Source organism: Mesorhizobium sp. 113-1-2 (genome assembly GCF_016756475.1).
GTDB lineage: Bacteria > Pseudomonadota > Alphaproteobacteria > Rhizobiales > Rhizobiaceae > Mesorhizobium > Mesorhizobium loti_C.
The window spans coordinates 179,238-201,149 of record NZ_AP023242.1 but is presented as its reverse complement, the minus strand read 5'-3'; the positions used below and the strand labels follow the sequence as shown (position 1 = coordinate 201,149).

21 protein-coding genes are annotated in these 21,912 nt (G+C 64.4%); 11 read left to right on the top strand and 10 right to left on the bottom strand.

Going from position 1 to position 21,912, the window contains the following annotated elements; genetic code table 11:
* Positions 1-113 precede the first annotated feature (113 nt).
* Positions 114-1,199, top strand: coding sequence for a sensor domain-containing diguanylate cyclase (locus tag JN279_RS00930; protein ID WP_202351773.1), 1,086 nt, complete (start codon positions 114-116; stop codon positions 1,197-1,199).
* A gap of 39 nt (positions 1,200-1,238) precedes the next feature.
* Here the strand turns inward: JN279_RS00930 and JN279_RS00925 are convergent, their stop codons facing one another.
* Positions 1,239-1,940 (bottom strand): antitoxin Xre/MbcA/ParS-like domain-containing protein, encoded by a 702-nt coding sequence (locus JN279_RS00925; RefSeq protein ID WP_202351772.1) that lies wholly within the window; start codon positions 1,938-1,940, stop codon positions 1,239-1,241.
* Between the two features lie 438 nt (positions 1,941-2,378).
* Entirely contained in the window at positions 2,379-3,371 is a 993-nt protein-coding gene (locus tag JN279_RS00920; protein ID WP_096453121.1) for an adenosine kinase, read from the bottom strand.
* 302 nt (positions 3,372-3,673) lie between these two features.
* On the opposite strand from JN279_RS00920, the gene JN279_RS00915 reads away from it, so the two are divergent.
* Both JN279_RS00915 and JN279_RS00910 read left to right on the top strand, forming a co-directional pair.
* Complete coding sequence (locus tag JN279_RS00915) at positions 3,674-4,576, top strand: DMT family transporter (protein ID WP_202351771.1); 903 nt, start codon at positions 3,674-3,676, stop codon at positions 4,574-4,576.
* Positions 4,577-4,665: 89 nt separating this feature from the next.
* A complete protein-coding gene (locus tag JN279_RS00910) occupies positions 4,666-5,364 on the top strand; it encodes a sulfate transporter family protein (protein ID WP_202351770.1) in 699 nt (232 codons plus the stop codon).
* A 25-nt stretch (positions 5,365-5,389) separates the two neighbouring features.
* Here the strand turns inward: JN279_RS00910 and JN279_RS00905 are convergent, their stop codons facing one another.
* The 5 genes from JN279_RS00905 to JN279_RS00885 form a co-directional block, all read right to left on the bottom strand.
* Positions 5,390-6,193 (bottom strand): isocitrate lyase/PEP mutase family protein, encoded by an 804-nt coding sequence (locus JN279_RS00905; protein WP_202351769.1) that lies wholly within the window; start codon positions 6,191-6,193, stop codon positions 5,390-5,392.
* Positions 6,194-6,269: 76 nt separating this feature from the next.
* Positions 6,270-7,124, bottom strand: a complete 855-nt coding sequence (locus JN279_RS00900; protein WP_202351768.1) for a hypothetical protein — start codon at positions 7,122-7,124, stop codon at positions 6,270-6,272.
* Between the two features lie 66 nt (positions 7,125-7,190).
* A complete protein-coding gene (locus JN279_RS00895) occupies positions 7,191-7,850 on the bottom strand; it encodes an HAD family hydrolase (RefSeq protein ID WP_202351767.1) in 660 nt (219 codons plus the stop codon).
* Positions 7,851-8,336, bottom strand: a complete 486-nt coding sequence (gene dut, locus JN279_RS00890) for a dUTP diphosphatase (protein ID WP_202351766.1) — start codon at positions 8,334-8,336, stop codon at positions 7,851-7,853. It abuts the gene before it with no gap.
* Between the two features lie 78 nt (positions 8,337-8,414).
* Complete coding sequence (locus JN279_RS00885; protein WP_096453133.1) at positions 8,415-8,885, bottom strand: Lrp/AsnC family transcriptional regulator; 471 nt, start codon at positions 8,883-8,885, stop codon at positions 8,415-8,417.
* A gap of 113 nt (positions 8,886-8,998) precedes the next feature.
* Here JN279_RS00885 and JN279_RS00880 point away from each other — a divergent pair, with 113 nt between their 5' ends.
* The 3 genes from JN279_RS00880 to JN279_RS00870 all read left to right on the top strand — a co-directional run bounded on the left by JN279_RS00880 (position 8,999) and on the right by JN279_RS00870 (position 11,583).
* Positions 8,999-9,247, top strand: a complete 249-nt coding sequence (locus JN279_RS00880) for a DUF6356 family protein (RefSeq protein ID WP_095200949.1) — start codon at positions 8,999-9,001, stop codon at positions 9,245-9,247.
* Between the two features lie 15 nt (positions 9,248-9,262).
* Positions 9,263-10,063 (top strand): class II glutamine amidotransferase, encoded by an 801-nt coding sequence (locus tag JN279_RS00875; protein ID WP_202351765.1) that lies wholly within the window; start codon positions 9,263-9,265, stop codon positions 10,061-10,063.
* A gap of 146 nt (positions 10,064-10,209) precedes the next feature.
* Positions 10,210-11,583, top strand: coding sequence for an amidase (locus JN279_RS00870; protein ID WP_202351764.1), 1,374 nt, complete (start codon positions 10,210-10,212; stop codon positions 11,581-11,583).
* Here JN279_RS00870 and JN279_RS00865 read toward each other — a convergent pair.
* Entirely contained in the window at positions 11,577-12,650 is a 1,074-nt protein-coding gene (locus tag JN279_RS00865) for an NAD(P)/FAD-dependent oxidoreductase (RefSeq protein WP_202351763.1), read from the bottom strand. The genes JN279_RS00870 and JN279_RS00865 overlap by 7 nt on opposite strands.
* A 127-nt stretch (positions 12,651-12,777) precedes the next feature.
* On the opposite strand from JN279_RS00865, the gene JN279_RS00860 reads away from it, so the two are divergent.
* The 4 genes from JN279_RS00860 to JN279_RS00845 all read left to right on the top strand — a co-directional run bounded on the left by JN279_RS00860 (position 12,778) and on the right by JN279_RS00845 (position 17,221).
* The gene (locus JN279_RS00860; RefSeq protein WP_202351762.1) at positions 12,778-13,374 is read left to right on the top strand and encodes a TetR/AcrR family transcriptional regulator; all 597 of its coding nucleotides are present in this window, start codon (positions 12,778-12,780) and stop codon (positions 13,372-13,374) included.
* Positions 13,371-14,300 (top strand): haloalkane dehalogenase, encoded by a 930-nt coding sequence (locus tag JN279_RS00855; protein ID WP_202351761.1) that lies wholly within the window; start codon positions 13,371-13,373, stop codon positions 14,298-14,300. The genes JN279_RS00860 and JN279_RS00855 overlap by 4 nt, the downstream gene beginning before the upstream one ends.
* Positions 14,301-14,399: 99 nt before the next feature.
* Positions 14,400-15,992: a peptide chain release factor 3 gene (locus tag JN279_RS00850; protein WP_202351760.1), complete on the top strand. Its 1,593-nt coding sequence runs from the start codon at positions 14,400-14,402 to the stop codon at positions 15,990-15,992.
* Between the two features lie 287 nt (positions 15,993-16,279).
* On the top strand, positions 16,280-17,221 hold the full coding sequence (locus tag JN279_RS00845) for an IS110 family transposase (protein WP_202351759.1): 942 nt from the start codon (positions 16,280-16,282) through the stop codon (positions 17,219-17,221).
* 80 nt (positions 17,222-17,301) lie between these two features.
* Here JN279_RS00845 and JN279_RS00840 read toward each other — a convergent pair whose 3' ends face one another.
* A complete protein-coding gene (locus JN279_RS00840; RefSeq protein ID WP_202351758.1) occupies positions 17,302-17,772 on the bottom strand; it encodes a VOC family protein in 471 nt (156 codons plus the stop codon).
* 270 nt (positions 17,773-18,042) lie between these two features.
* On the opposite strand from JN279_RS00840, the gene ilvD reads away from it, so the two are divergent.
* Complete coding sequence (ilvD, locus tag JN279_RS00835; RefSeq protein ID WP_202351757.1) at positions 18,043-19,887, top strand: dihydroxy-acid dehydratase; 1,845 nt, start codon at positions 18,043-18,045, stop codon at positions 19,885-19,887.
* A 124-nt stretch (positions 19,888-20,011) separates the two neighbouring features.
* Here ilvD and JN279_RS00830 read toward each other — a convergent pair whose 3' ends face one another.
* Positions 20,012-21,766 carry an ABC transporter ATP-binding protein gene (locus tag JN279_RS00830; RefSeq protein WP_202353613.1) on the bottom strand — a complete coding sequence of 585 codons (1,755 nt, stop codon included), beginning with the start codon at positions 21,764-21,766 and terminating at the stop codon, positions 20,012-20,014.
* Positions 21,767-21,912 lie beyond the last annotated feature (146 nt).

Sequence of the window (21,912 nt, the reverse complement as noted above, 5' to 3'; positions counted from 1 at the left end):
CGCCGTCGCACCCCCATAACAGATTGATAAGATTCAGCTGATATACGGAAACTCTTGCCGCATGCCGTAACGGCATCCACGGCGCGCTCAGACCGCTAAATGGGGGTGCGGCCATGAAGCATGACGGAGTTTCTGTATCCGTGGTCGGCGAGCGAGCCTACCACGACGAGCGGCTGGACGCCTTGCTCAGCATCACCGGCCGCATGGACGGTTATCTCTACCGCTGCCGCAACGACGCGTCCTACACCATGCTCTATATCAGCGACGGGATTTTCACCGTCAGCGGTTACCGGCCGAGCGATTTCATCCACAACGCGGTGCGCGACTATGTCTCGGCCATCCACCCGGATGATCTGCCGTCGGTCTATGCGGCCGTCGACACCGCGCTCGAGGCGCGCTGCAACTGGAACGTCGACTACCGCATCGTGCCCAGCGTAGGCGAACCGCTCTGGGTCCGCGAGATCGGCGGCGGTGTCTGGGATGATGCCGGCGAGCTCGAATTCCTGGAAGGCTTCGTCGTCGACATCAGCGACCGCAAGGTCGTCGAGGACCTCAACGCCCAGCTGGTCCTGGATCTGAAGACCGCCAACGAGGAATTGTCCGCGCAAAAACGCGAGATCGAGGTGGCCAAGCAGCAGAGCGACCATTCGGCCAACCACGATGCCTTGACCGACCTGCCCAACCGGCGTGCCTTCCACAACGAGCTCAAATCGGTGGTTACCCGCTGCGGCGCCACCGGCGAGGCAGCCGGGCTTTTGTTCATCGACCTCGACCGGTTCAAGGAAGTCAACGACACGCTCGGCCACGAGGCCGGCGATGCGCTGCTGCAGCGCGTGTCGAGCCAGCTTCGCTCGATCCTGCGCAGTGCCGATTTCGTCGCCCGGCTCGGCGGCGACGAGTTCGCCTTCCTGTTCTCGGCCGACACCGAACTGGCACAGCAGAAGGCCGTGCGCGTCGCCGAACGCATCCTGGAAAGGTTGCGGATCAAGGTTCCGACGCCCAATGGCGCCATCCAGGTCGGTTGCACCGTCGGCGTGGCGATGTATCCGGCGGAAGCCGCCGATTCCGAAGCGCTGATCGCACTCGCCGACCGGCTGATGTACATCGGCAAGAAGAGTGGCCGAAACCGGCTGGTCACCGCCACGGAGATGGCGCCGCAACAGCCGTCGTCCAGGCCTCGCCTTCGCAAGACGGCGTAGCGCGCCGACTCCGAAATCCGAGGGTTGACCGCGCCGGCTTCAGCCCGGCGCGAACGCCCGTGCCGCTTCGACCACGTCCTCGATCTGGTCCTGCCGCAGCAGATCAATCGGAATGCGGCCGTCGAGTTGCGCCGACGGCCGCGTCAGCCACAGCCAGGCCAGTCTCGGATTGCCGATCAGCGACTGCACGTCGCTGATGCCTGCGACCGGCCTGCCGTCGACGAACTGCGCCAAGGGGAAGACGTGCTTGCGGCCGCCCTTGCGCAAGGCGACGACGTCGCCGCGCCTTTGCCAGCGGTGCAGGGTCGAGCGGGCGATGCGCAAATTCTCTTCCAGATAGGTCGAGCCGGCGACACGGCCGGCCCAATCCTCGATCAGCATCGATTCGAGGTCGTCGGACTGGGGCGGCGGAGGAAGCGGCTCTTCGGCCAGCAAAGCCGTCGACCGATTTGTGGCCCCGGCGGTGCCGGCTTCGCTGCGGCGCGCGGCTTCCGCCGCCAGCGCGCGCACGAATTTCGAGGCGAGGCCGGGAAGGTCGGCATGGATGGCGTCGATGGCGCGCTGGTGCTTCGGTGACAGCAAGGTGACGGCTGACGCTATGCTGCCGGCGATCTTGCCGACCGAGACCACGGTGGATTGGTTTATGGCTTCGTCATAGTGGGCAAGTGCGCGCTCGACATCCTCCGCGACCATCTCCGCGAAGTCGTCCTGTCCAAGACCGGTTGGCTGAAATCTGCTCATGCATCTGTCTTCCGGCCGCGCGCGCTCCTCCCTCAGCCGCGGCCGATTGCTGAATTTCTAGTGCGGAAAACGGAAATCGTGGCGGCAACGCATCGCGTCGCCCGACAGCTTGCTGTCTTGCATCTTTTCAACATCCCATCTGACTGCGGGCGCGCCCCGAAATGTCGGTCACGGGACGCTCTCGATTTCGTGTAGGAGCGATGTGTGACAGTCACGCGACGGTGAAGCTGCCGATCTCCCCCCTTGTGGGGGAGATGCCCGGCAGGGCAGAGGGGGGCGCGAAGGATCGCTGCGTAGCTATGCCTGCGCCGTGCCCCGCGCTCTCGACGGCGTCGCGCCCTGAAGCCATGAAGTAAACATTGGAAATGCCAGCGGGACAGCGCCCCCCTCTGGCCTGCCGGCCATCTCCCCCACAAGGGGGGAGATCAGCAGTTGTCCCTACAACAACCCGGCCTGTTCCGCTTCACGGCGCAAATTCTGCCTTGGCCTTGGGCCGAGCTGCTGGATCACAAGGCCGGCGGCCAGCGAGCCGAGGTCGCCGCAGGTCTTGAGGTCGCGGCCCTGGGTGTAGCCGTGCAGGAAACCGGCGGCGTAGAGATCGCCGGCGCCCGTCGTGTCGACCAGCTCCCGGATCGCGGTGGCCTGGATGACCACGGTCTCGTCGCCGCGCACGATGACCGAGCCCTTTTCCGAGCGGGTCACGGCAGCGATCTTGCAGTCCTTGCGGATTTGCGCCAGCGCCTCGTCGAAGGACGATGTCTGGTAGAGCGATTTGATCTCGTGGCTGTTGGCAAAGACGATGTCGACCGTGCCCGAGCGCATCAGCTCGAGGAACTCGTCGCGGTAGCGGTCGACGCAAAAGGAATCCGACAGCGTCATCGACACTTCACGGCCTGCCGCATGTGCCAGCCTGGCCGTCTGCCGGATCGCTTCCTTGGCGCGCGGCGGGTCCCACAGATAGCCCTCGAAATAGGTGACCTTGGCGCCAGATGCCTTATCGGCCTCGACATCCTCCGGTCCGAGCTCGACGCAGGCGCCGAGATAGGTGTTCATCGAGCGTTCGCCATCGGGGGTGACGAAGATCATCGAGCGCGCCGTCGGCGGCTCGCCGGTGAGCGGTTTGGTGTCGAAGGCGACGCCCTGCGCATGGATGTCGTGCGCGTAGATTTCGCCCAGCGCATCATCGGAGACCTTGCCGAAGAAGGCGGCGCGGCCGCCGAAGGAGGCGACGCCGGCCGCCGTGTTGCCGGCGCTGCCGCCGGAAGCTTCGATCGCCGGGCCCATGCGGCTGTAGAGCAGTTCGGCGCGCTGGGTGTCGATGAGGTTCATCGCGCCCTTGATGATGCCGTTGGTTTCGAGGAATTCCTCCTCGCACTGGGCGATGATGTCGACAATGGCATTGCCGATGCAAAGCACGTCATAATCCGGCATCAATGTCTCCACCAAAAACCTAGAGCAATTCCAGGAAAAGTGCTTAGCGGTTTTCCGTTCGGAATTGCGTACAAAGAGAGAGCCGGCTTCTTGCCACGCTGGCCGGGCGCGGGTTTAGCGATTCGCAACGGCTTTGCCTAGGGCATGTTGATATTCAGGGGATGCCGGCCTGACCTGAATTGCATCACGGCCTGGAGCGTAACACGCCAGGCGCTACGACAATTCGACCGTGGACGAAGCATTTCTTCGCGGCGTTGCCTAAAAGTCAGGCCCGATCGACCGCATTCGAAGACGGCAGGCCCATGACCGCAAAGAACGACACGACCACCGACCTGGCCTTGCTCGGCGTGCTGGCTGTGCTGTGGGGCGCCTCCTACACCTTCATCAAGATCGGCGTCGAAACGATCCCGCCGGTCACCTTCATCGCCGCCCGCACTCTGATCGCCGGCGGCATTCTGTTGGCCATCATCCGCTGGCGCGGGCTCGCCATGCCGCGTGATGCTGCCACCTGGCGCCGCTTCGCCTTCCAGGCCTGCCTCAACAGCGTCATACCGTTCACGCTGATCGCCGCCGCCGAGCGCTCGGTCGATGCCGGCCTCGCCACCATCCTCAATTCCACCTCGCCGATTTTCACCTTCCTGCTGACGGCGCTCATCACCCGCCACGAGCCGGTGACGACGCGCAAGCTGGTGGGCGTCAGCGCCGGCATGACAGGCATCTGCCTTGTCATCGGCACCGAGGCGCTTGGCGGTCTTGGCCATGAATTGTGGGCGCAGCTGGCCATCGTCATCGCGACGATCTCCTATGCGGGCGCCGCCATTTTCGGCCGCGGCTTCAAGGGCCTCGATCCGATGCTGCCAGCCGCGGGTTCGATGCTCTGCGGCGCCGTCATGCTGGTGCCGCTCAGCCTGGTGGTCGACCATCCCTGGACGCTCACGCCGTCGTTGGCGTCGGTCCTGGCCCTGCTCGGCCTGTCGGTGTTCTCGACCGCGCTCGCCTTCGTCATCTATTTCCGCCTCATCCACACGCTGGGTTCGGTCGGCACGACGTCGCAAGCCTATCTGCGTGTGCCGATCGGCGTCGGCATCGGCGCTGTCTTCCTCGGCGAAAGCCTGGGGCCGACGGCATGGCTGGGCATGGCCTTTGTCGTGGCCGGCGTTGCGGCCATGACCATTCCGGTTAGAAAACCGGCATTTGCGCGCTAGCAATACGCGCTTGTGCTCAAGACCCGCGCTGCCTATCTCGGGAGCGTCCGCCTTTCCGGCGGCGTCCGCTGACCTGGGATTGAAGCACGGTGATTTTCGACGCTGCCCGCACCGCGGCCCTCGAGCTGCTCTCGCCGCCGTTTCGTGCCGTGTTCCTCAAGACGCTGGGCCTGACCGTGCTGGCGCTGGTCGCCTTGTGGTTCGGCCTGACCAGCCTTGTCGAGTGGCTGGCCCTGCCGTGGCTCCAGGCCTTGTTGCCCGGCATTCCGTCCTGGGCCGGCTGGCTGGGCGGCATCATCGCGGCAATCGCGCTGGCCTTCGGCATGGCGCTGCTCATCGCGCCGGTCACGGCTGTCATCGCCGGCCTGTTCCTCGACGATGTCGCCGAAGTGGTCGAGCGCACCGACTATCCCCGCGAGCCGATCGGACGCGCCATGCCGGCGCTGCGCTCGCTGGTGCTGGCGATCAAATTCTTCGGCGTCGTTATAGCAGGCAACATCGTGGCGCTTCTGCTGCTGCTGGTGCCGGGCATCAACATCGCCGCCTTCTTCATCGTCAACGGCTATCTGCTCGGCCGCGAATTCTTCGAATTCGCCGCCATGCGCTTTCGCCCGGAGGACCAAGCCAGAGCCCTGCGCCGGCAGTATGCCGGCACGGTGTTTCTCGCCGGGCTGGTCATCGCGGCCTTCCTGGCCGTGCCGCTGCTCAATCTGCTGACGCCGCTCTTCGCCGCCGCCATGATGGTGCATCTGCACAAGGCGATCAGCGCGCGGGAAAGCCGCCGGTGACCGCAAGTGTCATGCAGTCGGCCCTTTAGGCTGAGGATTTGCCGTACAGCGCTTGCAATTTGCCGAACGGCATGGCGGCGCGGGTGAAGCCGAACGTGCCGTCCTGCTGGATCTCGCGCGCCGCCGTCTCTAGCATGCCGTAGGCGAAGTTGGTCAGCCACGGCCCGAGCGAAATGCGCTTGACGCCGGCCATCGAAAGATCGGCGATGGTAAAGCCCGGCTTCGCCATGACGTTGACCGGCTTGCTGACCGCCGAGCAGAGCGTGCGCACCATCTCGACGTCGCCGATGCCCGGCGCATAGAGCACGTCGGCGCCGGCCTTCTCGAAGGCTTGCAGCCGCTTGATGGTGTCGTCGAGATCGAACTTGCCCCACAGAAAATTCTCGGCCCGCGCCGTGAAGACGAAATCGCGTTTCAGGGCCCGCGCCGCCTCCACCGCCGCCGCGACGCGCTCGACCGCATGGGAGAAGTCATAGATCGGCCTGTCCGGATCGCCGGTGTGGTCCTCGATCGAGCAGCCGGCAAGGCCGGCCGCTTCCGCCGCGAAGATGGTTTCGGCCGCTCGCTCGGCGCTGTCGCCCTTGCCTTTCTCGAGATCGGCCGAGACCGGCAGGTCGGTCGCCGCCGTCACCTCGCGGCAGTGATGGATCATCTGCTCGAAGGTCACCGCGCCGTCTGGCAGGCCGCGCGAAAAGGCAAAGCCGGCGCTGGTGGTCGCCAGCGCCTTGAAACCGAAGGACCCGAGCAGCTTGGTCGTGCCTGGATCCCAGGGATTGGGCATGACGAAGGTTGAGGCATGCAGGTCGCGAAAGATCTTGCCCTTGTCCATGAATGCTCCCCATCACAAGTGTTTGGGGGCGGATGCTATCGCGCCGTCTTCGGTCGGGCAAATAAATGCGCTTGGTTCAGAAGCGTTTCTCGTTCTCTGCTGACAATTTCTCGAAGGCGTCGGAATCCGCGACGTAGCGCGATGTCTTCTTGTCCCAATGATAGGTGACGGAAATGTCGTGTGACGCCGCCTCGGGCGGCGCGTCGTCGCAGCTTTCATCGCTCGGAATGGTGCTGTCGGTCACCGTTACCTTGAAGGCGGCATAAGGCTGGCCATTGGCGATGGCCTGGAAAGCCACATCCTGCTTGCGGCTGTAGGCGCAGAGCCTTTCGTCGAACGTGTAGATCGTGTCGATCAACTCGAATTTGTCGTCGCGGACCATGATCAGCGGCGTGATCACATAGCCCTGGCTCGAATTGAAATGCGTGCTCATGGTGATGAGCATGTCGTCGCCGGCGCCGATCGAAAGCTTGTTCGGTTCGCGGAAATAGGTGCTGCGGTCGACCGCGACATTGGCCGCATCGAGCAGTTTCGGCTTGGCGGTGACGTCGTAGAGCGCCAGTATTGCATAGCCCTCGGCGCTGTCGGGAGAATCGCCGAGGTCGAACAACATGGCCAGCCGGTCCTTGCCGGCGGCTCTGATGGGCAGCACGGCGGCGTTGGGGAAACTGGATGTCTCAGGCGGTGAACCGCCGCTATCCGGCCCCGCGATGTGGCGCATCTCGATCGGCAGCCCGCCCTTGTAGAAGCCCTGCCCGTCCGAGGCGAGATCCGGGATGACCATTTTGGCCAGGTCGAGGTAAGTCACATCGGTGCGGCCGGGCAGGGTACTTCTGAGGTCGGGAAAGCTCACAGTCTGCGCGCCGGCCGCGGTCCACAGCAGCGGCAGCAGCATCAGGGCGAGAATGAAGCGGACAAGGTTCGTCGGCATGGGGCCCCCCAAGATCAGGCCACTCACGCTAGCACGGGTTTCCGGTTCCATGCAGCCGTGCCGAAATCAGTGGATCGGCACCAGCCCGGCCAGTTCGCGCATGTCGTCGAACAGGATACCACCGGCCTCGATCAGGCCGTCGCGGTCGGAATAGGGGTCGCCATGATAGGAAAACACCCGCATGCCGGCGGCAATGCCGGCCTGCGTGCCGGCAACGCTGTCCTCGATGACGATGCAATCGGTGGGCGCGAAGCCCATGGCCTTGGCCGCATGCAGGAACAGGTCAGGAAACGGCTTGCCGCGCCCGACCATGGTCGCGGAAAACATTGCATGTTCGAACAGCGGCAGCAGCCCGGTCTGGCCAAGCGTGATGTGCATCTTCGAAATCCTGGCCGAGGTCGCGACGCAATAGGGAATGCCGGCCGCGCGGACCGCCTCGATGAACTCCCGCACATAGGGGATCGCCTCGACGCCATGGGAAAACAGGTCCGGCAGGCCGGCATTCCAGCGATCGACGAAATCGGCGCCGAGCCGGACCTCGGTCTGCTCTTCGATCTCCTTCTGCACCGAGGCCATGCTGCGGCCGGAGAAATTCTTGCGGCAATATTCGAAGTTCGTCGAATAGCCGGCAGCCGTCAGCCATTCGGCGAGGCGCCGGTTGGCGAGATTTTCGGTGTCAACGAGGATCCCGTCGCAGTCGAAGATAACGAGTTTCGGAATTTGCATTCAGGCGGTGCCGGTCGATCCGAACCCACCCGAGCCACGCGCCGTGCCGCCGGCCAGCGAACGCTCTTCCACGGCCGCTTGCGTCACCGCGGCGAAAACGATCTGGGCGATGCGCATGCCGCGCGTCACCGCAAAATCCTCATCGCCGTGGTTGATCAGCAGCACCTTCACCTCGCCGCGATAGTCGCTGTCGACCGTTCCCGGTGAATTGAGGACGGTCAGGCCATGCTTGAAGGCAAGCCCGGAGCGCGGCCGCACCTGGCCTTCCATGCCTTCCGGGATTTCCAGGATCAGCCCGGTCGGCACCAAAGCGCGTTTTCCCGGGAGGATCAGCAGCGGCCGGTCGTCGGGCACCGCCGCGCGCAGATCCATGCCGGCGGCGCCGGCGCTTTCATAGGCGGGGAGGGGCAGTCCTTCAGCATGCGGCAATCTGACGAAGCCGACAGTGGGACCGATGACGGAGGAGTTTTGGAGGGCTGCGCGCATAAAATCGATCCTATCGGCGCGAATGCCGATTCGGTCAATTCGCCCGCACCGCTATCAACGGCTTTCTTTCAGGCATCACTATGACCTGGCCATCGGAACCACCGTCGTCTCCTTGATCTCCTCCATCACGAAGGAGGCCGACACATCCGACAGCGCCACCTTGGCGATCAGCCGCTGGTAGAGCCGGTCATAGGCCTTCACATCGGCGACGCGGGCGCGCAGGACATAGTCGAGGTCGCCTGACATGCGGTAGACGCCGGTGATCTCGGGAAAGCCGGTCACCGCCGCCCGGAATTTCTGCAGCCAGTCGGGATCATGGTTGGACGTGCGGATCAGGATGAACACCGAAAGGCCGAGCCCGAGCTTGTCGGCATCGACCAGCGCCACGCGGCCGGTGATGACGCCATCCTCCTCCAGCCGTTTGACGCGCCGCCAGCAGGCATTGCGCGACAGGGCCACCCGTTCCGACAGCTGGTCGACCGACAGCGTGCCGTCACGTTGCAATTCGCTCAGCAGTTTGCGGTCGATTTCATCGATATCCAACGCCATATTGGGATGCTTGTCCCATAAAATGGCAAAAGACAAGGACATTTTGAGACCGATGAACCGGCGAGGCGTGTCAGGATACTCATATCGGAACGCAAGCGCTGAAGGGGACCTCAATGTCGCTCGCAAGCATCTTCACCTCCCATCCGGCCAAGGTCGGCGAAACCTATTTCGGCCATATGGCCTTTGCCGCCTGGTTCTCCTCGCGCCTGCTGATGGCGGCCGGCGCCGCGCTTGTTCACGCTTTCTTGCCATTTCTCTTCGAGACTACCGCCAGCCGAATCGTCCGCGAGCTTTACGAGCGGACGCACAACAGAGGCACACACGCGACCAAGGGGCCTGCGGCTCTTCCGGATCGCGCCTAGAGGACGACAGAAGCGATGTGCCGGTGGGCGGCCTATCTCGGTGAAGCGGTCTTTCTCGAAGACATTCTCACGGCACCCTGTCACTCGCTGATCGCCCAGAGCCATTGTGCCCAGGAAGCCAAGTCGCCGACCAATGGCGACGGTTTCGGCCTTGCCTGGTATGGCGACCGGCCGGAGCCTGGCCTCTACCGCGACATCCTGCCGGCCTGGTCGGACCCCAATCTGAAGAGCCTGTGCCGGCAGATCAAATCCGGCCTGTTCCTCGCCCATGTGCGCGCCTCGACCGGCGGCGCCACCAGCCGCATGAACTGCCATCCTTTTATCTCGGGGCGCTGGTCGTTCATGCATAACGGCCAGATCGGCGGCTTCGAAAAGATCCGCCGCGCGCTGGAGAACTCGCTGTCCGACGTCGTCTTCGACCAGCGCGAAGGCACCACCGATTCGGAACTCTTCTTTCTCCTGATGATCGACGAGGGATTGGCTGGCGATCCGCAAGGCGCCGCCGCCCGCGCCACCAGCCGCGTGCTCGAAGCCTCGCGTCGCGCCGGCCTCGAACCGGTACTGAAGCTCACCGCCGCTTTCTCCGACGGGCAAGCGCTGCACGCGGTGCGCTACGCCACCGACGCCCACGCGCCGACGCTCTACACCTCCTCCTTGCGCAAAGGCGGCGGCCGCTGCATCGTCTCCGAGCCGTTCGATCGCGAGGGCGGCGACTGGCAGGCGATCCCGCCATCGAGCTTCGTCACTATGACCCCTGAGGGGATCGCTATCAGGCCATTTGCTCCGGCTCCGGCGAAACTGGCATTGGTCGGGTGATCTAAGTCGGCCGTAGAGTGCCGAACTCAACAGACGGCCGGCACAATTCCGATCAAACGCAGCCAAGCTCCGAATGTTCAACTTCGCTTGAAGTCGTGCCGCTGTCCGCCATTTTCCAGGCAAGCGGCCAAGCCGGAGCATTTGCCATGGACATCGCTTTCTCCTCGACAACCGAACTCGCTGCCGCGATTCGCAACCGCAAAATCTCCGCCGTCGAAGCACTCGACGCCCATCTGGCGCAGATCAACCGGCACAACGCGGCGATCAACGCCGTCATCTCGCTCGACAGCGAAGGCGCGTACGAGTGCGCCGAAAAGGCCGACGCGACACTCGCACGCGGCGCCACGCCCGGACCGCTGCACGGCGTTCCCTTCACGCTGAAGGACACGCACGAAACCGCCGGCATGAAAACCACGGTCGGCTTCCCGTCCTTCGCCGACTATGTCGCCAGCCACGACAGCCCAGTCGTCGCCCGGCTCAAGGCGGCCGGCGGCGTGCTGATGGCCAAGACCAATGTCGCGACCATGCTGTCGGACTGGCAGTCGAACAACCTGTTGTTCGGCCGCACCGGCAATCCATGGGACCTTGAACGCACCGCCGGCGGCTCCAGCGGCGGTGCGGCTGCGGCGGCCGCGGCTGGGATGACGCCCTTCGACGTCGGCACCGACATGCAGGATTCGATCCGCCTGCCTGCCGCCTTCTGCGGTGTCTATGGCCTCAAGCCGACCGAACACCGCGTCTCGCTGGCCGGCGCCTTTCCCGATCCAGGCGGCGCTGCGCGCAGCGTGCGGCTGATGTCGTGTCTCGGGCCGCTGGCGCGTGGCGTGGACGATCTGTCGCTGATCTATCAAATCATCGCCGGGCCGGACGGGCGCGACACCGATCTGGCGCCGGTGCCGGTCGAAACCATGCCGAAGCTCGACCTCAAGGCACTGCGCATAGCCTTCGCGCCGTCCTTTGCCGGCTTCCCGGTGGCCGGCGACATTGGCGCCGCGGTTGAAACTCTCGCAAAACAGCTGCAATCGGTCGGCGCGATCGTCGAGGAAGCGAACCTGCCCAGGCTCGACCTGCACGACGATCTTGCGCAAGGCGGCGCGCTGATCGGCATGATGATGGAGGCCGCGCAGCCCCAGCCGCCAGAGCAGCCGACACCTGTCTCGCGCTGGTTCGAGGCGCTCGCCCGCCGCGACAAATCCATTCTCGCCTGGGACCAGTTCTTCGACAGCTATGACGCGCTGCTTTGCCCAGTCGCCATGACCACGGCCTTCCCGCATTGCGAACCGGGCGCGCCGATCAAGGTCGACGGCAAGGACCAAAGCTACTGGATACTGCCGGCCTATGGTGCCGTCTTCAACTACAGCGGTCACCCAGCACTTGCGATGCCGTGCGGAGAAGATCGCGACGGTCTGCCGATCGGTTTGCAATTGGTCGGCAAGCGCTGGTCGGAAGTCCGGCTGCTGGGTATTGCGGCGGCGATTGAGCCGTTCACCGGCGGCTTTCGCCGTCCGCCGGGTTATTGAGCGAAGCGCGACAACCCATACGGCGCCAGCAGCGGATCGCGTTCGCCGCCAAGAATTTCCCTTGTAGCAAACAAACCAACAGCCGGCGCCAGCGTGATGCCGGAATGCATGACCGCAACATAGAGGCCGTCCACGCCCTCGGCACGGCCGATGATCGGAAAACCGTCGATCGGATTGGGGCGGTAGCCGATGGTGTGGAAGTCGAGTTCCAGCCCCTCGGCGCCGCGCAATGCTGCCTTCGTGACCGCGAACAGCGCGCGGGCGGTCGCTTCGGCGTCCATACCGGGATCGCCGCCGGCGAAATCCGAACCGGCGACGATGCGGCCCTCGGCGGTCTGGCGCATGTGGAGCCTCTCGGCGTGCACCAGCCCATTGAGCAGCTTTTTGTATGGCCGCGAATGGACGATCAGGCCAGGCGGCGTCTCGATCGGCAGCTTGATGCCGGCCGTCGCCGCAATGGCGGGGGCGCCAACGCCAGCCGCGATCACCACCTCATCGGCGGCAATCAGCCCATGCGATGTGTCCACGCCGGTCGTCCTGCCATTGGTCTGGGCCAGCGCCGAGACCGTGCCGGCGATGACCCGCGCGCCACGCCGTTCGGCATCCGCGAGCAGAGCCCTGGCCGTCGCGACCGGCTCGGCGACGCCTTCCTCCGCGACATAGACGGCGAATTCAGGAGGCGCGACGAGGTTTGGTTCGATCTGCGCCGCCCGCTTGGCGTCGACGCGCTCGATGCCGTAGCCCCATGAAGAGTGTTCAGCCGCGTAGGCGTCGAGCCGGTCGGCCGGCAGGTCCCAGCACAGCCCGCCACACCAGGCGAGCGGCAGCCCGGGCAGCTCACTTGCCAGCCGTTTCCATTCGGCCATGGCGCGGGTGCGCAGCCGGAAATAAATCTCGGGATTGCCCCAACTGGCGTTGATCCAGGCAAACGAATTCGGCGTTGCGACGCCGCCCGCGCCGCTTTCGGAAACGACCGTCACCTGTGCGCCCGCTCTGGTCAGGTGCCAGGCGATGGAGGCGCCGATGATGCCGGCGCCGATGACGATCACTTGTTTCGCCGCAGCCATGTTCGCTCCTTGCCTGGTGGTCCGCCGAGGACGTTCTTCCAGTGCCACCCCATTCGTCACTTGCCAACATCGGACACGGCGAAAATATGCGCTTGACGACAATACGTACGTACGTATTATTACCACCATGGCTAGGCAATCACTCCGCGAGAAACTCCTCGACGCCGGGTTCCGGACCATCTGGGATTCAGGCTATGCCGCCGCCGGCGTGCGCGACATCGTTGCCGCCGCCAACGCGCGGCCGGGCTCCTTCACCAACCATTTCGCCTCCAAGGAGGCGTTCGCCGGCGAGGTGCTGGACCGCTACTTCGCCTATGTCGGCGGGCTGGTCGAGAAAGCGCTGGCGCAGGACGGCACGCCGCCCATCGGCAGGCTGCGCCGCTACCTCGACGTCATCACCTCGAAGCTCGAGGCGCATGACTGGGCACGCGGCTGCATGATCGGCAATCTCAGCCTCGAGACAGCCGTGCACAGCGAGCCGCTGCGTTTGCAGCTCGTCGCCATTTTCGAGCGCTGGCGCCAACCATTCGCCGCCTGCATCGCCGAAGGCCAGGCAGCCGGCGACATCGCGAAAACCTTCGACGCCGACGACCTCGCCGACTTCCTGCTGTCGTCCTGGCAAGGCGCCATGCTGCGCATGAAGGTCGAGCGCAGCCCCGAACCGCTCGAGCGGTTCAAGAAAATCATCTTCAGCACAGTGTTCGCAAAGGAGACGACCCCATGAGTTCGAAAGCCAACCCGTCTCAGCCCGTCGCCACCACGCCGAGACGTTCGCAGGTTCCCTTACTCGATTCGACCATGTCCTATGTCGAGGCCGGAACATCCGGCCCGGCCGTGCTGTTCCTGCACGGCAACCCGACCTCGTCCCATATCTGGCGCAATATCATCCCGCATGTCGCGCCGTTTGGCCGCTGCATCGCGCCGGACCTGATCGGCTATGGCCAGTCCGGCAAGCCCGATATCGACTATCGCTTCTTCGACCATGTCCGCTATCTCGACGCTTTCCTCGACGCGCTCGACATCCAAGATGTGGTGCTGGTCGCGCAGGATTGGGGAACCGCGCTTGCCTTTCATCTCGCGGCAAGGCGGCCGCGGCGCATTCTTGGCCTCGCCTTCATGGAATTCATCCGGCCCTTCGCGCGCTGGGAGGATTTTCATCAGCGCCCGCAAGCCCGCGAAATGTTCAAGGCGCTGCGCACGCCCGGTGTCGGCGAAAAGCTCGTCCTGGAAGACAATGTCTTCGTCGAGAAAGTGCTGCCGGGCTCGGTGCTGCGCACGATGAGCGACGAGGAAATGGCCGCCTATCGGGCGCCGTTCCCGACGCCGCAATCGCGAAAGCCGGTGCTGCGCCTGCCCCGGGAATTGCCGATCGAGGGTCAGCCCGCCGACGTTGCCGCCATCAGCGAGCACGATCATCGCGCGCTGCTTCTGTCCACCTATCCAAAACTGCTGTTCGCGGGCGATCCTGGCGCGTTGATTGGGCCGCAGGCGGCAAAGGAATTCGCGGCCGGGCTGAAAAACTGCCGCTTCATCAATCTCGGACCCGGCGCGCACTATCTGCAGGAGGATCATGCCGACGCGATCGGCAGCGCGATCGCCGGCTGGCTTCCGCAGGCCGTCCAGGCGAGCCGCATGGGCGAGTTGGCCTGAGGCAGGCCATGGTATCCGGCGGCTTCTCGCCGCCGGACCGGTCGACAGCCCTGCGCTGCGCTGCTAGAAGCCCGGCCTGTCACACGGAAATCCCAGAGAATGCCCGAAACAATACCAGAGGAAGTGGCGCGCCGCCGCACCTTCGCGATCATCGCGCACCCCGACGCCGGCAAGACGACGCTGACTGAGAAGCTGCTGCTGTTCGGCGGCGCCATCCAGCTTGCCGGCGAGGTCAAGGCCAAGAAGGACAAGATCCAGACGCGCTCGGACTGGATGAAGATCGAGCGCGAGCGCGGCATTTCGGTCGTCACCTCGGTGATGACCTTCGAGTATGAGGACAATGTCTTCAACCTGCTGGACACGCCCGGCCACGAGGATTTCGCCGACGACACCTACCGCACCCTGTCGGCAGTGGACTCGGCCGTCATGGTCATCGACGCCGCCAAGGGCATCGAGCCGCGCACGCTGAAACTGTTCGAGGTCTGCCGGCTGCGCGACATCCCGATCATCACCTTCGTCAACAAGATGGACCGCGAAAGCCGCGATCCGTTCGAGATTCTGGACGAGATCGAGCAGAAGCTGGCGCTGGATACGGCCCCCATCACCTGGCCGATCGGCCGCGGCAGGACGTTTTCCGGCACCTATCATCTGGCGCTGAACGCCGTGCGCAAGGGCGACGACGAGAAGGAGCGCACGCCGGTCAACGGTCCCGATTCCAACCGCGTTGCCGGGCTGCTGCCGGAAAACGAGCGCGAGGCCTTCATCGAGGAACTGGAACTCGCGCGCGAAGCCTGTCGGCCACTCGACATCGATGCCTTCCGCGAAGGCCATCTGACGCCGGTCTATTTCGGCTCGGCGCTCCGCAATTATGGCGTCCGCGACCTGATCGAGGCGCTCGGCGCCTTCGGCCCACCGCCGCGCGCGCAGGAGGCCGACACCCGCAAGGTCGAAGCGACGGAGGACAAGATGACCTCCTTCGTCTTCAAGATCCAGGCCAATATGGACCCCAACCACCGCGACCGCATCGCTTTCGTGCGCGTCTGCTCGGGCAAGCTCGAGCGCGGCATGAAGGCCAAACTGGTGCGCACGGGCAAGCCGATGAGCCTGTCGGCGCCGCAATTCTTCTTCGCCCGTACCCGTGTCACCGCCGATGAGGCTTTCGCCGGCGATGTCGTCGGCATCCCCAATCACGGCACGCTGCGCATCGGCGACACGCTGACCGAGGGCGAGGAGATTCTCTTCAGGGGCGTGCCGAACTTCGCCCCGGAAATCCTGCGCCGCGTCCGTCTCGGCGACGCCATGAAGGCGAAAAAACTCAAGGAAGCGCTGCACCAGATGGCCGAGGAAGGCGTCGTGCAGCTGTTCTCGCCCGAGGACGGCTCACCGGCTATCGTCGGCGTCGTCGGCGCGCTGCAGCTCGACGTGCTGAAGGAGCGGCTGAACTTCGAATACACGCTGCCGGTCGAGTTCGAGATGTCGCGGTTTTCCGTCTGCCGCTGGATATCGGCCGACGACAAGGCCGAAGTGCACCGCTTCATCGAGGCGCATCGCGGCGACATCGCCCGCGACCTCGACAACGATCCGGTGTTCTTGGCCCAGCACGCCTTCTCGCTGAACTACGAAGCCGAACGCTGGAAAGCGATCCGCTTCGCCACGATCAAGGACTACCAGGTCCGCGACAAGGCGGCCTGAAGTCTTCCTTCTCCCCTTGTGGGAGAAGGTGTCGCCGAAGGCGACGGATGAGGGGTGTTCCAGGGAACGCCAACGTCTCACTCCGCTGGAACACCCCTTGTGTCTCTCGAATCATGCAGGATCGGGCTGACGGGTGACCCGGGTCATGACCGGATCACCCGTTGCGGCGGAAGCCCGTACACCCCTTGGCATAAGCCCGTGGATGAGCAAGGAACTCCGACCGCATCTTCCACAGCCCGAACGGTTGCTAGGGTTCGACCCCGCACCAGCAAGGAAGGGATCAGAAGATGACACAAATTGCACTGCATGTCGGCATCGATGTGGCCAAGGAGCGACTGGACGTGGCCATTCGGGAAACAGGGGAGTTGTTCGCAGTCGACAATGACGAAGCCGGTTATGCGGCATTGGTCGAGCGTCTGTCGGGTCGGGCGATCGCCGCCGTCGGCCTTGAGGCGAGCGGCGGCTATGAGCGGGCTGTGCTCAAGGCGCTGTGGCAGAAAGGCCTGCCGGTGCGTCGCATCAATCCGCACAGGCTGCGCCAATTCGCACGGGCGGCCGGCGTCAACGCCAAGAACGATCGCCTCGATGCACGTGTGATCGCCCGTTTCCTTGCGACGTTGCCGGTGCATCCGGTGGAGTTTGATCCAAGTCTGGAGTTGGTGATCGAACTGGTCACCGCGCGGCGCCAGCTCCAAGCCGAGCTCAGCCGTGTCAACAACCAGCTCGAACACGTGCGCGATGCCGCTCTCAAGCGCCTGGCCAAGCGGCGAGCGACCCGGCTCAGTGCCGACATCCTGTTGCTCGACAAACGCATCGCCCAAGCCATCGCGGCCGACCATGCCCTGGCACGGCGCGACCGCCTGCTGCGTTCAACTCCCAGTGTCGGCCCGGTCCTGAGTGCCACACTGATCGCACAGCTGCCTGAACTGGGCCGCTTGTCCAACCGGCGGATTGCCGCCCTTGTCGGGCTCGCCCCCTACGACCACGACAGCGGCAAGCTCAAAGGCAAGCGATGTATCTGGGGTGGCCGCGAGCCGGTCCGCAACGTCCTCTATATGGCCGCGCTCAGCGCCGGAGTGCATAATCCCGTCTTCGCCGCTTTCCGCCAGCGCCTGCGAGCGAAAGGCAAGATGGCAAAGGTCGCCATCGTTGCCGTCATGCGCAGGCTGATCACAACCCTCAACGCCATGATCCGGGACGACAAACCTTGGAACCCGGCTTGCGTCTGAAACACGGTTGCTCATCCGTCTCGGCGCTGCGCGCCGATCCACCTTCTCCCACAGGGGGAGAAGGGAAGATCGCGCAGCTCTCACCCTCTCGCAGCCTCTTCGATCTTGGCGATGTCGATCTTGCTCATCTGCATCATCGCCGCCATCACCCGGCCGGCCTTGGCCCTGTCCGGATCCTTAAGCAGGCGCGGCAGTTGCTCCGGCACGACCTGCCAGGAAACACCGAACCTGTCCTTCAGCCAGCTGCATTGCGATGGTTCGCCGCCACCTTCGAGGAGCCTGTCCCAGAAATAATCCACCTCTTCCTGCGTCTTGCAGTCGATCGACTGTGACATCGCCTCGCTGAACTTGAATTGCGGTCCACCGTTGAGCGCCTGGAACTGCACGCCGTCGAGCTCGAACGTGGTCACCAGCGCCTTGCCCTCATCGGCGTGGCCTTCGGGCCAACGCATCACGCTCAGCACCTTCGAATTCTTGAAGATGGAGACATAGAAATTCATCGCCTCTTCGGCCTGGTCGTCGAACCACAGGCAGGTGGTGATCTTTTGCATGTCATGCTCCTCGGGTTGCTTCTTTGCTGTTGCGGTGAAACGGCTGACTCCGAGAATGGTGCCATTTCGTTTGCCGTCTGCCCAAGGACGCTTGTGCGGCTCGCGATCCGACAGCGGCACGCGATTTTTTCGGCGGCTCTCGTTTTTTCGCGGAATCTGGCGCATTGCAAAAATGTGGCCAGACCATACTTGCGAGTCTATAAAGCCAGCGATCTGAATTCAGCTCCGCCGCGCCATTCCTCGGCTGCGGCCAGCCACCAAGGAAAAGACATGCCTGCCTATCGCTCCCGCACCACCACCCATGGCCGCAACATGGCCGGCGCCCGCGGCCTCTGGCGCGCCACCGGCATGAAGGACAGCGACTTTGGCAAGCCGATCATCGCGGTGGTCAACTCGTTCACCCAGTTCGTGCCGGGCCATGTGCATTTGAAGGACCTCGGCCAGCTGGTGGCGCGCGAGATCGAAAAGGCCGGCGGCGTCGCCAAGGAATTCAACACCATCGCCGTCGATGACGGCATCGCCATGGGCCATGACGGCATGCTCTATTCGCTGCCGTCGCGCGAGCTGATCGCCGACTCCGTCGAATACATGGTCAACGCCCACTGCGCCGACGCCATGGTCTGCATCTCCAATTGCGACAAGATCACCCCCGGCATGCTGATGGCCTCGCTGCGCCTCAACATCCCGACCGTGTTCGTGTCCGGCGGGCCGATGGAGGCCGGCAAGGTGGTGCTGGCCGGCAAGACGCAGGCGCTCGACCTGGTCGACGCCATGGTCGCTGCGGCCGACGACAAGATCTCCGACGAGGACGTCAAGGTCATCGAGCGTTCGGCCTGCCCGACCTGCGGCTCCTGCTCGGGCATGTTCACCGCCAATTCCATGAACTGCCTGACCGAGGCGCTCGGCCTGTCGCTGCCCGGCAACGGCTCGACATTGGCGACGCACGCCGACCGCAAGCGGCTGTTCGTCGAAGCCGGCCATCTCATCGTCGATCTCGCCCAGCGCTATTATGAGCAGGACGACGAAACGGCGCTGCCGCGCAGCATCGCGTCGAAAGGCGCCTTCGAGAATGCCATGACGCTCGACATCGCCATGGGCGGCTCGACCAACACCGTGCTGCACATCCTGGCCGCCGCCCATGAGGGCGAGGTCGACTTCACCATGGAAGACATCGACCGGTTGTCGCGCCGGGTTCCGGTGCTCTGCAAGGTGGCGCCGGCCAAGTCCGACGTCCATATGGAAGACGTCCACCGCGCCGGCGGCATCATGGCGATCCTCGGCCAGCTCGACAATGCCGGGTTGATCAATCGCGAGCTGCCGACCGTGCACACGGCCAGCCTCGGCGAGGCGCTCGACCATTGGGATATCTCCCGCACCTCCAGCCAGAATGTCCGAGACTTCTTCCTCGCCGCACCCGGCGGCGTGCCGACACAGGTCGCCTTCAGCCAGGACCGCCGCTGGGACGATCTCGACCTCGACCGCGAGAAGGGTGTCATCCGCTCGGCGGAAACGCCGTTCTCGAAGGACGGCGGCCTTGCCGTGCTGAAAGGCAATCTGGCGCTCGACGGTTGCATTGTGAAGACGGCCGGCGTCGACGAGTCGATCCTGAAATTCACCGGCCCGGCGCGGGTGTTCGAAAGCCAGGACGCCTCGGTGAAGGCCATCCTCTCCAACGAGATCAAGGCCGGCGATGTCGTCGTCATCCGCTATGAGGGCCCGCGCGGCGGCCCCGGCATGCAGGAAATGCTCTATCCGACCAGCTATCTGAAGTCGAAGGGCCTGGGCAAGGCCTGCGCGCTGGTCACCGACGGCCGCTTCTCCGGCGGCACGTCTGGCCTGTCGATCGGCCATGCCTCGCCGGAAGCCGCCGAAGGCGGCACGATCGGGCTGGTCCAGGAGGGCGACACGATCGAGATCGACATCCCCAACCGCACCATCCGCCTCGCCGTCAGCGACGCCGAACTTGAAGCACGCCGGGCGGCGATGGTGGCCAAGGGCGCCCTGGCCTGGAAGCCCGAGGAAAAGCGCAAGCGCAAGGTGACAACGGCGCTGCGCGCCTACGCCGCCTTCGCCACCAGCGCCGACAAGGGCGCGGTGCGGCAGGTGCCGGAGTGAATAAAGGCGGCGACTCCTACCTCCCCCTTGTGGGGAGGTCGGACCGAAGGTCCGGGTGGGGGCGGCGCCGCACCCCCGCCCCGCTGCTGCGCAGCGACCCTCCCCACAAGGGGGAGGGTAAGGCTCACGGCATCAACTGATACTCGTAAAGCTTCTGGTAAAGCCCGCCCTGCTTGAGCAGCGCCTTGTGCGGTCCGCTCTCCACCACCTTGCCGCCCTCCAGCACCACGATCGTGTCGGCCTGGTGCACGGTCGACAGGCGGTGGGCGATGACGATCGTCGTGCGGCCTTCGGTCAGCTGCTGCAGCGCGTCGCGGAACAAGGCTTCCGACTCGGCGTCGAGCGCGCTGGTCGCCTCGTCCAGCAGCAGGATTTCGGCGTTGCGCAGCATGGCGCGCGCGATCGAGATGCGCTGGCGCTGGCCGCCCGACAAGAGCCCGCCATTCTCGCCGACATCGGTCTCGTAGCCCTTCGCCTGCGCCATGATGAAGTCATGCGCGTTGGCGGCCTTGGCCGCAGCGATCACCTCGTTGTCGGTCGCGTCCTGCCGCCCAAGCCGGATGTTGTGCATGATGGTACCGGCGAACAGGAACGTGTCCTGGCTGACATAAGCGATCTTTTCCCGCAGTGAGGCGAGCGTCGCATGGGAAATGTCCTGGCCGTCAAGCAGCACCTTGCCGCTCTTGGGGTCATACATGCGCATGATCAGGTTCAGGATCGTCGACTTGCCGCCGCCGGAAGGGCCGACCAGCGCCGTCATCTTGCCGGGCGCAAGGGTGAGGTCGAACCGGTCGAGCACCGGCGGGCCGTTCTGGTAGGCGAAGCTGACGGCATCGAACCGGATCTCGCCCGGTCCGGCCCGAAGCGGCTTTGCATCGGGCTTCTCGGCCAGTGTCAGCGGCGCGTCGGCGAGCTGGAACATCATGCGCACGCCGACGATGCCGCTTTCCAGCGAGATGCGCACGCGCGCCAGGCGCTTTGCCGGCTCATAGGCGAGCAGCAGTGCTGCGATGAACGCCATGATGTTGCCCGGCATCTGGCCGCCCTGCAGAACCAGGAGACCGCTGACCATGACGGCGCCGGCGATCGCCAGCCCGGCCAGCGTCTCCATCACCGGGCTGGTCACCGCTTCCAGCGCGGCAATGTTGTTGGCCCGATCCTCGACGTCTGCCACCGCCTTGTACATGCGCTTGCGCATCAAGCCTTCGAGGTTGAAGGATTTGACCACGCGCACGCCGATAGCGGTTTCCTGCATCACCTGAATGATCTGGCCAACCGAGCGGAACTCCATGGCGGCGAACTTGCGCACGCGCTTCAGGATGCGGTTGACGCCATAGATGGCCACGGGCCCGGCGACGAAGCAGATCAGCGACAGCACCGGCTGCTGCCAGACCATGACCCCAATCAACGCAAGCAGGGTCACCAGATCGCGCACATAGGAGGTGACGATCAGGTCGAGCACGTTGCGCGCCGCCTGGGCATTGTTGGTCATGCGGGTGATCAGGTCGGATGACGAGGTCGAATGGTAGAATTCGATGCCTTGCGCCAGGATGCGGTCGTAGATCTTGCGCTGCCGGTCGGCAATGATGGCATTGCCGACGCGGCTCATGAAATAGGCCTGGACGAAATTGGCGAGGCCCTTGAGGATGAAGATCCCGGCGACCGCGCCGGCAATCATGTTGACGCGGTCGACCCGCTTGTCGATCACGAATTCATTGGTGATCTCGCGCAGGATCCAGGCGCTGGCTGCCGTCATGCCGGCCACCACCAGCATCGATAGAATGGCCGCGCCATATCCGAACATATGCTGCCGGAAGGACTCTTTGACCAGCCTCACGATAAGGCGCTGGTTCTCCGCCGAGCGTTCGTCGCGTTTCAGGAACGGCAAGTTCAAGCTCACACGGGACTTCCATGGTTTGCGACTATGGCCTTGGGTCCGAAGCCGATCGCTGCGTGGACGAAAGGCGGCTTATAGAGCGAGTTACCGCCAGAGGGAACCTTTCGAGGCCGCTGAAAGAAACGGCT